At 69.9% G+C, this 13,487-nt stretch carries 13 protein-coding genes; 8 read left to right on the top strand and 5 right to left on the bottom strand.

Annotated elements, in window-relative coordinates; translation table 11 throughout:
• Window positions 1-123 precede the first annotated feature (123 nt).
• The 5 genes from AB0F72_RS04545 to AB0F72_RS04525 form a co-directional block, all read right to left on the bottom strand.
• The gene (locus tag AB0F72_RS04545) at window positions 124-426 is read right to left on the bottom strand and encodes a transposase (RefSeq protein ID WP_360425022.1); all 303 of its coding nucleotides are present in this window, start codon (window positions 424-426) and stop codon (window positions 124-126) included.
• Between the two features lie 368 nt (window positions 427-794).
• The gene (locus AB0F72_RS04540) at window positions 795-3,056 is read right to left on the bottom strand and encodes a glycosyltransferase family 39 protein (protein WP_360425019.1); all 2,262 of its coding nucleotides are present in this window, start codon (window positions 3,054-3,056) and stop codon (window positions 795-797) included.
• Between the two features lie 101 nt (window positions 3,057-3,157).
• Window positions 3,158-4,225: a 3-deoxy-7-phosphoheptulonate synthase gene (locus AB0F72_RS04535; RefSeq protein ID WP_360425016.1), complete on the bottom strand. Its 1,068-nt coding sequence runs from the start codon at window positions 4,223-4,225 to the stop codon at window positions 3,158-3,160.
• A gap of 207 nt (window positions 4,226-4,432) precedes the next feature.
• On the bottom strand, window positions 4,433-6,055 hold the full coding sequence (locus AB0F72_RS04530; RefSeq protein WP_360425013.1) for an ATP-binding protein: 1,623 nt from the start codon (window positions 6,053-6,055) through the stop codon (window positions 4,433-4,435).
• A 1-nt stretch (window position 6,056) separates the two neighbouring features.
• Complete coding sequence (locus AB0F72_RS04525; RefSeq protein WP_360425010.1) at window positions 6,057-6,794, bottom strand: response regulator transcription factor; 738 nt, start codon at window positions 6,792-6,794, stop codon at window positions 6,057-6,059.
• 302 nt (window positions 6,795-7,096) lie between these two features.
• On the opposite strand from AB0F72_RS04525, the gene AB0F72_RS04520 reads away from it, so the two are divergent.
• The 8 genes from AB0F72_RS04520 to AB0F72_RS04485 all read left to right on the top strand — a co-directional run bounded on the left by AB0F72_RS04520 (window position 7,097) and on the right by AB0F72_RS04485 (window position 13,423).
• Window positions 7,097-7,468 carry a tetratricopeptide repeat protein gene (locus AB0F72_RS04520; protein ID WP_360425008.1) on the top strand — a complete coding sequence of 124 codons (372 nt, stop codon included), beginning with the start codon at window positions 7,097-7,099 and terminating at the stop codon, window positions 7,466-7,468.
• 11 nt (window positions 7,469-7,479) lie between these two features.
• Window positions 7,480-7,764: a Smr/MutS family protein gene (locus AB0F72_RS04515; RefSeq protein ID WP_360425005.1), complete on the top strand. Its 285-nt coding sequence runs from the start codon at window positions 7,480-7,482 to the stop codon at window positions 7,762-7,764.
• A 384-nt stretch (window positions 7,765-8,148) separates the two neighbouring features.
• Entirely contained in the window at window positions 8,149-8,490 is a 342-nt protein-coding gene (locus tag AB0F72_RS04510; RefSeq protein ID WP_360425002.1) for a hypothetical protein, read from the top strand.
• A 91-nt stretch (window positions 8,491-8,581) separates the two neighbouring features.
• The gene (locus tag AB0F72_RS04505; RefSeq protein WP_360425000.1) at window positions 8,582-9,778 is read left to right on the top strand and encodes a fused response regulator/phosphatase; all 1,197 of its coding nucleotides are present in this window, start codon (window positions 8,582-8,584) and stop codon (window positions 9,776-9,778) included.
• Window positions 9,775-11,376, top strand: a complete 1,602-nt coding sequence (locus tag AB0F72_RS04500; RefSeq protein WP_360424997.1) for a CHASE3 domain-containing protein — start codon at window positions 9,775-9,777, stop codon at window positions 11,374-11,376. The genes AB0F72_RS04505 and AB0F72_RS04500 overlap by 4 nt, the downstream gene beginning before the upstream one ends.
• A complete protein-coding gene (locus AB0F72_RS04495; RefSeq protein WP_014440640.1) occupies window positions 11,373-11,825 on the top strand; it encodes a response regulator in 453 nt (150 codons plus the stop codon). Before AB0F72_RS04500 ends, AB0F72_RS04495 begins: the two co-directional genes overlap by 4 nt.
• On the top strand, window positions 11,818-12,639 hold the full coding sequence (locus tag AB0F72_RS04490) for an inositol monophosphatase family protein (RefSeq protein WP_360424993.1): 822 nt from the start codon (window positions 11,818-11,820) through the stop codon (window positions 12,637-12,639). The genes AB0F72_RS04495 and AB0F72_RS04490 overlap by 8 nt, the downstream gene beginning before the upstream one ends.
• 10 nt (window positions 12,640-12,649) lie before the next feature.
• A complete protein-coding gene (locus tag AB0F72_RS04485) occupies window positions 12,650-13,423 on the top strand; it encodes an SDR family oxidoreductase (RefSeq protein WP_360424990.1) in 774 nt (257 codons plus the stop codon).
• Window positions 13,424-13,487: the final 64 nt, after the last annotated feature.

Here is a 13,487-nt window from a genome sequence, read left to right as displayed (position 1 = left end):
CCCGGGTGGACTGCTCGCCACGGGCGTGCTGGTAGTAGGCGGACCGGGAGACCTTCAACAGCTCGCACGCACGCTTGACGTTGTGCTTGCCGGCCTGCTCCGCCTCGATGAACGGGTACACGTTCACCGGGTCTCCCTGGCGAAGAAAGCCGTAGCTCGCTTGAGGATGTCGACGTCCTGCTGCAGCCGCCGGTTCTCCCGCCGCAGCTCGGCCAGCTCGGCCTGCTCATCGGAGGTCAGCCCGTCCGATCGCGTGCCGGCGTCGAGTTCGGCCTGCTTGACCCAGGACCGCACCGCGGTCTCGGTCAGATCGAAATCCCGCGCGACCTGCCCAATCGTGCGGTCATCACGCTGACACAACTCGACGATCTCAGCCTTGAACTCCGGCGTGAACGCCCGCCGCGGCCTCGACCGCTTCTTTCCCACGCTCTCCATAATGCTGGACATCCTCCCGGAGACCCCAGGTCCCCTGATCTTGGATGTCCGTCAAAACGGGGCAGGCTCGGGGTGGCTGGGCCGTAGCGGACGCAGGTCATGCGCTGTGGGGACATGTCTGAGCTACGGCTGGGGTGGCTCGGCCGTAGCACGCGCAGGTTATGCGCGGCGGTGAGCTGTCTGAGCTACGGCTCGGGTGGGCGGGCCGTAGTTGAGGCATGTGATCACGCGGCGGTGAGCTGTCTGCGCTACGGCTCGGGTGGCTGGGCCGTAGTTGAGGCATGTGATCAAGGCCGGTTGAGCGGTGTGGGCTACGGCCCGCGCCGAGGTCCGGCGCGGGCCGCTGTTCGGTGCGCTCGTCAGGCGGTGGTGGTGCCGCTCGCTGAGCCGGCGCTGGGCGTGGCCGGTGAGGGCAGGTCGTTGGCCGGTGAGGTCAGGTCGTAGACGGTGGTGCTGCCCACCGTCTTCGCTGTGAAGTTGGCGGCCACCCACTCGCTGATCTGCGAGCTGTAGTCGCTGCCGCCGTTGCCACCGCCCCGGCTGAAACCGCCGCCGCCGATGAAGTAGTGGATCTTGCCCTCGGACACGTACTGCTGGAACTGCTCCAGCGTGGGCGACGGGTCGGTGCCGTTGAAACCGCCGACCGCCATCACCGGTTTCTCGGTCGCCAACTGGTAGCCGGAGGCGCTCTGCGAGCCGATCGCCGCGGCCACCCAGGTGTACTGGTCGGCGTTCTCCTCGAGCAGCGCCTTCATCTCGTCGCTGACCTCGGCGGCGTCGAGGAGGCCGCCCATGCCGCCGCCCCCGCGCATGCCGCCGCCGGTCCGCCCGCCACCGTCCTGGGTCCCGCCGTTCCGCCCGCCGAGGCCGCCACCGGGAACACCGCCGTTCTGGGTGCCACCCTGCGTGCCGCCGCCCTGGGCGCCGCCCGGGACTCCGGCCCCACCGGGGAGTCCACCCTGGGCCGCGCCACCGGGGAGTCCACCCTGGCCCGCGCCGCCGGGGAATCCACCCTGACCGCCACCGGGGAAACCGCCACCCCCACGGTTGAACCGACCGCGACCACCCCCCGGCCCGCCACCGATCCCGCCGGAGACGGCCGGCCCGGCGGACGGGATGGAACCGGTGTGCGGCTCGGACGCGGTCTGCACCGCGTACGCCGCCGGTCCGGCCAGTCCGGCGACGGCCGCGACCGTCGCGGCCACCAGGGCCAGACGCTGGGCGAGCCGGAACGAGGCGACCACCGCGACCGCCGCCACCAGGCCCACGATCAGGACCGGCAGGCGCAGCCAGGGAAGGAAGTCGGCGCTGCGCGTCAGCAGCGTGTACGACCACCAGGCCGTCACCGCGACAGCCGCACCCAGCGTGAGCGCCGCGAAGATGTTGCGCCGCCGCTGGAAGAGCAGCGTGGCGCCCATCGCCACCACCGCGCCGGCCGCCGGTGCCAGCGCGACCGTGTAGTACGCGTGGAAGATGCCCTGCATGAGGCTGAACACCAGCCCGGTAATGAGCAGCCAGCCGCCCCAGACGATCAGCCCGGCCCGCTGCAGGTCGGTGCGAGCCCGGCGGGCCGTGATCACCAGGCCGGCGAGCAGGACGATCAGCGCGGCGGGCAGCAACCAGGAGATCTGGCCGCCCTGCGCGCTCTCGAAGAGCCGGCCGAGCCCGCTGGCGCCCCACATGCCGCCGCCGTTGCCACCTCCGCCGCCTCCGCCCCCGACGCTGCCGGTCTCGTCGCCGTTGAGCCGGCCGAGGCCGTTGTAGCCGAGGGTGAGTTCGAGGATGCTGTTGTTCTGCGAGCCGCCGATGTAGGGCCGCATCGACGCCGGGACGAGTTCGACGACGGCGATGTACCAGCCGGCCGACACGACCAGCGCGACGAGCGCGAGCACCAGCTGGACCAGGCGTTTGCCGAGCTTCGGCGGACCGGCGATCAGGTACGCGAGACCGAACGCCGGCACCACGAGCAGGGCCTGGAGCATCTTGGCGAGGAAGCCGAAGCCGACGAAGACACCGGTCAGCACGATCCACTTGGTGGAGCCGGTCTCGACGGCCCGCAGTGTCGCGTACGCGCCGGCGACCATCAGCAGGACGAGCAGCGCGTCCGGGTTGTTGAACCGGAACATCAGCACGGCTACCGGCGTGAGTGCCGAGACGGCGCCGGCGAGCAGACCGGCGGCCGGCCCGTACGCCCGGCGCACCGTGGCGTAGAGCAGTCCGGTGGTGGCGACGCCGAGCAGCGCCTGCGGGACGAGGATGCTCCACGAGCTCAGCCCGAAGATCCGTACCGAAATCGCCATGATCCACAAAGCGGCCGGCGTCTTGTCGACCGTGATCGCGTTCGCCGCGTCGGACGAGCCGTAGAAGAACGCCTTCCAGCTCTCCGATCCGGCCTGGACCGCGGCGGAGTAGAACGCGTTGCCCCAGCCGGACGCGCCGAGCCCCCAGATGTAGAGGACAGCGGTCAGCAGCAGGAGGGTGATCAGCGAGGGACGGATCCAGGCGGCGTCATCGCGGCCCAGGAGAAGACGGCTCGCACCGGTGCGATCACGTGGTGGAGCCGGCTCCGCGAGAACGGGAGCCGGCTCCTCAACAGCAGGCGGCGGCAACGTCGAGGTCATTCGGGTACTCCCCGGGGAGAGCTGGCGGATTCGTACCCGATGAACGATTGACGGATGTTCTGTCGCGCCCTTGTGTCGTTGCTGTGTGAAGCCTGAGAGTCCTAAGCAGAGAGCCGGCGCTTCGCGGATGCCGCGGCCAGCCGCTCCAGCACCGCCACGGTGGCGTCCCAGCCCATGCACGCGTCGGTGACCGACTGCCCGTACTTGAGGGAATCGCCCAGATCCTGGCGTCCCGGCTCGATGAAGCTCTCCAGCATCACGCCGCTGATCGCCGTCTGACCGGCCTCCATCTGCGCGGCGATGTCCTCGGCAACGAGCGGCTGGCGCAGGTGGTCCTTGTTGCTGTTGCCGTGCGAGCAGTCGATGACGAGACGCTCCGGCAGGCCGGCCTTGCGGAGCAGCTCGACCGAGGCCGCGACGTCCGCCGCGCTGTAGTTCGGCTTGCCGCCTCCGCCGCGCAGCACCAGGTGGCAGTCCGGGTTGCCGGTGGTGTGCAGGATCGCCGGGGTGCCGGAGTAGTCGATGCCGGGGAAGACGTGCTGCGCGGCAGCGGCCTGGATCGCGTCGACAGCGGTGGAGACGCTGCCGTCGGGGCGGTTCTTCATGCCGATCGGCATGGACAGCCCGGAGGAGAGCTGGCGGTGCACCTGCGACTCGACGGTACGCGCGCCGATCGCGCCCCAGGCCACGGTGTCCGCGATGTACTGCGGGGTGATCGGGTCGAGGAACTCCACGGCGACCGGCAGGCCCCGGCCGACGACCTCGAGCAGCAGCTTGCGGGCGACCCGCAGACCGGTGCCGACGTCGCCGCTGCCGTCCAGCGCCGGGTCCATGATCAGACCCTTCCAGCCGACCGTGGAGCGCGGCTTCTCGAAGTACACCCGCATCACGATCAGCAGGTCCTCGCTGAGACGCTCGGCTTCCTTGCGCAGCAGGTCGGCGTACTCGCCGGCGGCGATCGGGTCGTGCACCGAACACGGGCCGACCACGACCAGCAGCCGCTGATCTCGGCCGTTCAGCACGTCTTCGACCTGTTTGCGGCCTTCCAGCACGGTGTCGTGCAGCTCGGACGTGAGCGGCAGCTCGTGGTGCAGCAACGCCGGGCTCATCAGCGGTACGACCTTTTCGATGCGCTGGTCGCGGACTCGCTGCACCTCAGGGGCGGTCATGACTTCTCTCTTTCCTCGGCCGGCGTCGCCCGAGGCGAGAGCCGGCTTGCTTGACGCAAACAAAAAGGCAGCGACGTCGTGTCGCTGCCTCAGCCGGCTCTGGCGGGTGTCTCAGGTCATGCGGTCATGGCCGAGGCACCGGCTTGAGCCGGCCTCGTAAACCAATAGAACGACCACGTCTGAGACACGCCCGCCAGCATAGCCCTCTCATCGCACCGGGTGCAGCTCCTGCGGTTGTTGTTCAGCTGTTGGGACGACCGGTGGTGGGCCGAGTGGCAGCATCACGGTGAAGACGGTCTGCCCGGGCCCGCTCTGCACGCCGACCTTGCCGTGGTGCGAGGTGACCACCGCGTGCACGATCGACAGGCCGAGGCCGGTGCTGCCGGCGGCGCGCGAGCGGGAGCTGTCGCCACGGGTGAACCGCTCGAAGATCCGCGGTACGAGTTCCGGCTTGATGCCCGGACCGTTGTCGATCACCTGGAGCACGGCGGCGTTCGGCACCGCGCCCACCTTGACCGTCACGGTGGTGCCCTCCGGTGTGTGTGTCCGCGCGTTGGCGAGCAGGTTCGCCAGCACCTGGTGCAGGCGCGCCCCGTCGCCGATCACCGTGACCGGCTCCTCCGGCAGATCGAGCTGCCAGTAGTGGCGCGGCCCGGCGGCGTGCGCGTCGCTCGTCGCGTCGACGGCCAGCATGGTGAGGTCGACCGGGTCCTGGGCGAGCGGCCGGCCGGCGTCGAGCCGGGCGAGCAGCAGCAGGTCCTCGACGAGCGCGGTCATCCGCTTGGCCTCGGACTCGACCCGGGTCAGCACGTGCGCGATCTCGTCCGGGATCACCTGGCGGCTGCGGCGGCTGAGCTCGGCGTACCCGCGGATCGCGGCGAGCGGGGTGCGCAGCTCGTGGCTGGCGTCGGCGACGAACTGCCGCACCTGCATCTCGCTGGCGTGCCGCGCCTCCAGGGCGTTGCCGACGTGGTCGAGCATCCGGTTCAGGGCCGCGCCGACCTGCCCCACCTCGGTGCGGGGATCGGTGTCCTGCTCGGGCACTCGCTGCGCGAGTTGCACCTCGCCGCGGTCCAGCCTGAGCTCGGAGACGCGCGTCGCGGTCGCTGCCACACGATCAAGAGGCTTGAGGGTACGGCGGACGATGAGCGCCCCACCCCACCCGGCGATCAGCAGCGACCCGAGGACGACGCATCCGGTGAACATCGCGACGGTGACCAGGGTGTGGTTGACGTCGGCCAGCGGCAGCGCGGTGACCTGCATGACGGAGTCGTCGATGCGAAGTGTGGTGACCATGACGCGGTACTCGGCGGACTCGCCGTCGACGTCGATCGTGACGTCGCTCTTCCCGCCGTCCACCGGCAGCGTGCTCAGCGTCGCCAGGGCCGAGGAGGACAGGTCGTCGAAGCCGTTCTGGCCTCGCGAGCCGGAGGTGGTGGCCTCCTCGTATCGGACGATTCCGCCATGGCGGTAGGTCGTGGACCCGTCGGCGCCGATGTCGAAATACAGAATGATCGACTCTTGTTGCGCGGTGTCCGGGGGCGCCGCGATGATCTTGTCGATGTTGATGAGGAAGTCGACGGGCGGCCGGCTGCCGTCGCCGGGGCCGCGGTTCTGGCCGCCTTCGAAACCGGCCATCTTCTTGGCCTCGTCGAGCTTCTCGTCGAGTTGGCTGTAGAGAGACTTCTGCAGGTAGATCTCGGCGGTGCTGCCGACGACCAGGCCCAGGACCGCGAGCAGCCCGATCATGATGGCGACCAGCCGGGTGCGTAGCGGCCAGCCCGCGGGGCTGCGCCAGCGGGCGGGACGGGGCCGGGTGGCGGCGGACATGTCAGTCGGCCGGCTTGAGCACGTAACCGGCGCCGCGCATGGTGTGGATCATCGGGGCGCGGCCGGCGTCGATCTTCTTGCGCAGGTAGGAGATGTAGAGCTCCACGACGTTGGCCTGCCCGCCGAAGTCGTAGTTCCACACCCGGTCCAGGATCTGCGGCTTGCTGAGCACCCGGCGCGGGTTGCGCATCAGGTAGCGCAGCAGCTCGAACTCGGTCGCGGTCAGCGTGATCAGGTCACCGCCGCGGCGCACCTCGTGCGAGTCCTCGTCCAGCGTGAGGTCGCCGACGACCAGCTGCGATTCGGTACGCATCGGCGCGTGCCCCATCCGCCGCATCAGGCCGCGCAGCCGGGCCACGACCTCCTCCAGGCTGAACGGCTTGGTGACGTAGTCGTCGCCGCCGGCGGTCAGACCGGTGATCCGGTCCTCCACCGAGTCCTTGGCGGTCAGGAACAGCACCGGGACCTCGGGGGTCTCGCCGCGCAGCCGGCGCAGCACCTCCAGGCCGTCGATGTCCGGCAGCATCATGTCCAGGATGACGGCGTCGGGCCGGAAGTCCCGGGCGGTGCGTACGGCGGTCATGCCGTCGCCCGCGCTCCTGACCTCCCAGCCCTCGTAACGCAGCGCCATCGAGAGCAACTCGGCGAGAGTCGGCTCGTCGTCGACCACGAGGACGCGGACCGGGGTCCCGTCGGGCCGCCGGAGGTCGGTGCTGGAGTCTGCGTTCGCCATCGTCATGCCCCTACTGTGCTGGGCGACGCTCTGCGCCGGCTTTTCGTTTCCTGTGTAGCAGCTGTGCGGTGCGGACACGGTTCGGTCACGCATAAGGCACAGCGCCCCTACACCAGATGTCGTCACAGTCTTCGGCAGGGCGGCGCGCGGCGATGAGGCGCCGGCGGTTGCATGACGGTGTTTTCTCCAAGCGATGATCGCCAGCCGGCGACATCACGGTTACCGTCGGGGAAGGAACACTCGCTGGTGGCCCGTTGTTGTGTGAGCGTTGGCTGAATTCCGGCCACGCAAGCGGTGGGGAGCGTGACGTGAATCTTCTCGAGGAGTACCGCAGGGCAACCTTCTTCTTCGAGTCCGGCGATCCGCTCGGCGCGTCGAAGCTGCTCGAGCCGATAGTCGAGGCCGAGCCGCACAACGCAGCGGTCCGCCAGCTCCTGGCCCGGGCCTACTTCAACTCGGCCCAGCTGAACGGCGCGGAGACGCAGCTGCGGGCGCTGATCGACCACGATCCGTCCGACCACTACGCGCATCACGTGCTCGGCCGGACCCTGGAGCGGGCCGGTCGTTTCCGGGAGGCGCTGCCGCACCTGCGCCTGGCCGCGGCCATGAAGGCACAGCCCGACTATCAGGACGCGCTGCGCCGGGTCGAGACCTGGCTCGGCAAGAACGACGCCGCGTAGGGTTTCCGATCGTGAAGCTGAAGCTGGATCTGCACGACATCTTCAACAGGGGGCACGAGATCGACCGTGCCCTGCGGGGAATCATCGACGAGGCGATTCAGAAGAAGGCCTCGTCGGTCGAGATCATCCCGGGGAAGGGAAGCGGAGCGCTGAAGAAGAAGGTGCTCCGCTTCCTCGACCAGAAGGAGATCAAGCAGCTCTACCACCGGGTGGAGAAGGACGGCGACAACTGGGGACGGCTTTTCGTGCATTTCCGGCACGACGCGCCAACCGGTCGCCGCGGGCGCGGTCGGTGACCCGTACCCCTCACCGGGTGTCGGTGTCCTGCGACTCGGGGAGAGACCCGGCCCGCGCAGGGTATCGATCAGGTGGTCGTGAACCTTCTCGTTCGCCGGGCTGCCGGCCGGGTGCGGCGTCGCCGCGATCCGCCGCACCTGTTCGAAGGCGCGCTCCGCGCTGAAGTCACCGGCCGGGGCGGACGCCGGCCGGGCGGCCGGCGGTGTGATCGACCGGATCGCGAAGAGCCCGGCCAGAGCCAGGACGGCCGGCACCGCCGCGGCCGCGATCGGCCGGCTCGCCGGCCGGATGAGAGCGAGGCCACGCATGGCTCGCATCTAAGCGGCCGAGGTCACTGCCGGGTACCCCGAAGATCCATTGGCGCGTGCAATAGCGTGGTCCGGGTGACTACTCCGCTCGACCCGGCCGCTGTGATCGCGGAATTCATCGACGCGGTGGCGCCGTACAACCCGCAGCCGGACGCCGCGCCCGTCGCCGTCATCGGTGTGCGTACCGCGCTCGGCGAGGACGTCTTCACGCTGAGTGATCATGTGGTTCGCGCGCTGTGCAAGGCGCTGGTGTCCTATCGCGACCCGGAGGACCGTGGCTCGTGCTCCGGCTGTGGCGGCCGGCACCTCGACGAGAACCTGCACTGCCGGGACTGCGGGCAGCTGCACGGCATCCTCGGCCAGGTCATCGCCGAACACGCCCGGCGGGTCGCGGCCGAGAACGACGGCTCACAATGAGCGCAGGTCACGAGGTGATGACCGGAGTTGTGGTCCCGCCCCGAGTGGTACACGATTTGCGAGTCATCTGCGCGTCGAGTGGGGAATCGGAATGACGGAGCGGTCGCTCGCGCCCTCGCGGTACGCGGCGAACCAGCTGGAACGGTTGCGGATCCTGCTCGTCGAGGACGACGAGGGCGACGCCTTTCTCGTTCGTGAGCTGCTCGAGGAGGCGGAGGCGCCGTTCGAGCTGACCGTCGCCAGCACCCTGCGTGAGGCGCGGGAGCGGCTGGTCGGCGTGGAGTGCGTGCTGCTCGACCTGGGCCTGCCGGACGCCGAGGGCATCGACGGGCTGCGCAAGCTGCTCGCGGTCGCCGGCACCGCCGCGGTCTGCGTGCTCACCGGGCGCTCGGACGAGCACCTCGGCGTGCAGGCGGTCGCCGAGGGCGCCCAGGACTACCTGGTCAAGGGCCAGGTCGACGGGGTGTTGCTGATCCGCTCGCTGCGGTACGCGGTCGAGCGCAAGCGCGCCGACGAGAACGCCCGCCGGCTGCGCGAGGTGGAGCTGCTGCAGGCCGAGTCGGCCCGCCTGGAACGGGGTCTGCTGCCGCAGCCGCTGATGCAGACGTCCGAGGTGTCGGTGGAGACGTTCTACCGCTCCGGCCGGGCGCTGGGCCTGCTCGGCGGTGACTTCTTCGACGTGGTGCAGGTCGGCGAGGACCGGCTGCACGTGATCGTCGGCGACGTCTGCGGGCACGGCGTCGACGAGGCCGCGCTCGGCGTCGAGCTCCGGGTGGCCTGGCGGGCTCTGGTGCTCGCCGGCGTGCCCGAGGACCAGGTGCTGCCCTCGCTGGAGCAGGTGCTGATGAGCGAGCGGCGGGCCCGTGAGGTGTTCGCCACGGTGGCCGCCGCGGTCATCGACCTGCCGGCCAATCGGGCGTGGGTCCGGCTGGCCGGCCACCCGCCACCCGTCGTGCTCTCCGGTGGGCGGGCCCACCCGGTCGCCGCGCGTACCGGAATCGTGCTCGGGGTACGTCCCACGCCTACACCCGTGACGGAGTTGGAGTTCACCGACCATGACTGGTCACTGCTGATGTACACGGACGGACTCATCGAGGGGCACACCGGCGTGGGTAACGAGCGGCTCGACGTCGACGGGCTCTGCAAGCTGCTGGACGAGCCGGAGGCCCGGGGAGTGTCGCTCACCGGGCTTCCGTCGTGGCTGGTGGCCCGCGCCGACCAGGCCAACGGCGGACCGCTCACCGACGACGTCGCGATGCTGATGATCTCCCGGGGTGGTGGACGGTGAACCTGTTCAGGGCGAGCAGCTGGACGCTGCGCCAGCGGATCATCGCGCTCTGCATCGCTGTCGGTGTGGTGCTCGGCGGTCTCGGCGTGCTCGCGGCGATCACCGCGGCCGCGAACAACCGGCAGGTCGACGACGTGCTGAACCGGGCCAGCCCGATGCGGGCGGCCGGCGAGACGCTGAACACGGCGCTTGTCGACCAGGAGACCGGCGTCCGTGGGTTCGCGATCACCGGTGAACAGCGCAGCCTTCAGCCGTACGAGGTGGGCCTCGCCGACCAGCAGCGGCAGATCGCCCGGATCGAGTCCCTGCTCAAGCCGGACGACGACGACATCCGCAACTCGCTCGCGATGGTCAAGGCGCGTGCCGACACCTGGCGGACCGACGTGGCCGACCCGATCATCCGGACCGTGCGGGAGCAGGGCCCGGAAGCGGCGCAGGAGATAGTCGAGGCCTCCGACACCGCGGACTTCGACGCGGTGCGCGCGGCGGTCGCCGACATGCAGGCGCACATCCAGGTGCTGCGGACGATCTCGGCGGACGCGGCCCGTGACTCCAGCCGCACGCTCGTCGCGATCGAGATAGCCGCCGCGGTGATCATCGTGCTGACCGGCGCGTTCCTGCTCTATCTGCTGGACCGGGTGGTGACCCGGCCGGTCACCGACCTGGCCGACCAGGTGCGTCAGGTGGCGGCCGGCGACTACGACCGGCACATCGAGATCAAGCGGGGCTCCTCGGACCTGGCGGCGCTCGCCGACGACATCGATCGGATGCGCCAGCAGATCGCCAGCGAGCTGACCGAGGTGCGCGACGCCCGCAGTCACGTCGAGTGGGTGAACCAGCAGCTCAAGACGCAGACCGACGAGCTCACCCGATCGAACCGGGACCTGGAGCAGTTCGCCTACGTCGCCTCGCACGACCTGCAGGAGCCGCTGCGCAAGGTGGCCAGCTTCTGCCAGCTCCTGCAGCGGCGGTACGCCGGGCAGATGGACGAGCGCGCCGACCAGTACATCGCGTTCGCGGTGGACGGCGCCCAGCGCATGCAGCGACTGATCAACGACCTGCTGGCGTTCTCCCGGATCGGCCGGCTCACCGCCGGGTTCACCGAGGTCGACCTGAACAAGGTGCTCTCCGACGTGAAGTCGCAGCTGGACGCGCGGGCCGGTGAGGAAGCCGAGATCACCTGGACGCCGATGCCCACTGTGGAGGGCGAGGAACCGCTGCTCACCACGCTGTTCATGAACCTGATCGGCAACTCGCTGAAGTTCCGCCGGCCGGACGTCCCGCCGGTCGTGCGGATCACGGTGGAACGCGACGGCGGGGAGTGGCAGGTCAACGTCCGGGACAACGGCATCGGCATCGAGGCCGAGTTCGCCGACAAGGTGTTCGTGATCTTCCAGCGGCTGCACTCGCGGGACGCGTACGAGGGCACCGGCATCGGACTCGCGATCGTCAAGAAGATCGTCGAATACCATGGCGGGCGGATCTGGCTGGACGTCGACGTGCCGGAGGGGGCGTCGATTCACTTCACCCTGCCGGTGCTGCCCGGCACCGAGGACCCGCAGGAGCAGGCCGGCACGCGAGAGGTGGTGGGAGCATGACCGACGCCCGAGAGAGTGGCACCCCGATCGAGGTGCTGCTCGTCGAGGACGATCCCGGCGACGTCCTGATGACCCAGGAAGCGTTCGAGGAGCACAAGGTCCGCAACCGCCTCACCGTGGTCCAGGACGGCTCGGAGGCGCTCTCCTACCTGCGTCGCGAGGGCCAGTACGCGGGAGCGGTCCGCCCGGACCTGATCCTGCTCGACCTGAACCTGCCGAAGCGGGACGGCCGCGAGGTGCTCGAGGAGATCAAGAAGGACGACGAGCTGGGCCGGATCCCGGTCGTCGTGCTGACCACCTCCTCCGCCGACGAGGACATCCTGCGCAGCTACCAGCTGCACGCGAACGCGTACGTCACCAAGCCGGTGGACTTCGAGCGGTTCATCGCGGTGATCCGGCAGATCGACGAGTTCTTCGTCAGCGTCGTGAAGTTGCCGCCACGTGCTTGATCAGGTCGCCGAACTCATCCGCGAGGTCGCACACACGATCGTCCTGCCGCGCTGGAAGCACCTGGCCGAGGGCGAGGTGTCCCAGAAGGCGCCGGGTGACCTGGTCACCATCGCCGACCAGGAGTCCGAGCGGGCGCTGACCCGGGGACTGACCGCGCTGCTGCCCGGTTCCCTGGTGGTCGGCGAGGAAGCTGTCGCCGCCGATCCCGCGGTCCGGGACCGGCTCGGCTCGGACGGCGCCGTGTGGATCGTCGACCCGGTCGACGGGACGAACAACTTCGCCGCCGGCAAGACGCCGTTCTGCGTGATGGTCGCGCTGGTCCGCGACGGGGAGCCGCAGGCCGCCTGGATCCTCGACGTGGTCGGCGATCACCTGACGGTGGCCGAGGCGGGCTCCGGCGCGTACCGCGACGGCGTCCGGGTGAAGACGCGCACCGACGATCCGGGCGCGGCCGCGCTGCACGGCGTGATCTCGCACAAGTACTTCCCGGACGACCTGCGGGACTCGGTCCGGACGAACGCCGCCGGCTTGGGCGGGCACACCCCGGGACGGCACTGCGCGGGGTACGAGTACCCGGCCGTCGCCACCGACGAGCAGCAGTTCGCGATGTTCTGGCGGATCCTGCCCTGGGACCACGTGCCCGGCTCGCTGATCGTGCGCGAGGCCGGCGGCACGGTGCGGCACTGGGACGGCTCGGACTACCGGCCGACGAACCGCCGGCGCGGGCTGCTGGTCGCCGCGAACGACGAGATCTTCCAGACCGTCCACGGCACCCTCTTCCCGGACGGTCCGCCCGAGGTGCCGGAAGGCTAGGGTTCGCCTCGTGACGTCGTACCTTGATCGGCTCTTCGGTCTGAGCGGGCGCACCGCGGTCGTGACCGGCGGCAGTTCCGGGATCGGCAGAGAGATCGCCCTGGCTCTCGGCCGTTCCGGCGCGCGCGTGGTGCTGGTGGCGCGGCGCGCGGCGCCGATGGCCGAGGTGGTCGCCGAGCTGCGCGCGCACGGCGCGGAAGCCGGCGCGATCTCCGCGGATCTCTCGGTGCGCGAGGCGGTCAAGGCCGCCTCTTCGCAGATCATCGACGGGTACGGGGAACCGGACATCCTGGTCAACTCGGCAGCCGTGAACCTGCGGCCGCCGATGTCCTCGCTGACCGAGGACGTCTGGGATCTGACCCTCGAGGCGAACCTCACCGCGCCGTTCCTGCTCGGCCAGGCGTTCGGGCCGGCGATGGCCGAGCGCGGCTGGGGACGGATCATCAACGTGGTCTCGCAGCAGGCGTTCCGTGCCTACGGCAACAGCGGCGCCTACGGAGCCGCGAAAGCCGGCCTGGTCGGGCTGACCCGCTCGCAGGCCGAGGCGTGGTCGCGCCAAGGCGTCTGCTGCAACGCGATCGCGCCCGGTGTGGTGCACACGCCCCTCACCGAAGAGGTGTTCTCGGATCCCACGAAAGTGTCCGCCCATGCCGCCCGCAGCATGATCGGGCGCAACGGTCTGCCGGCGGATTTCGCCGGATGTGCCGTTTTCCTGGCAAGCGATGCTGGTCAGGCGGTCACCGGTCAGACACTCTTCGTCGACGGTGGATATTCGGCCACCTGATCGATCTCTCTTACTCCAGGTCCGGCACGGTAGAGTACCGGCGCTCACGACTTGGAGGTCATCT

This window comes from Actinoplanes sp. NPDC023936 (genome assembly GCF_040639325.1).
GTDB lineage: Bacteria > Actinomycetota > Actinomycetes > Mycobacteriales > Micromonosporaceae > Actinoplanes.
The sequence above is the reverse complement of the archived record's forward strand: the minus strand, read 5'-3'. Positions and strand labels throughout refer to the sequence as shown.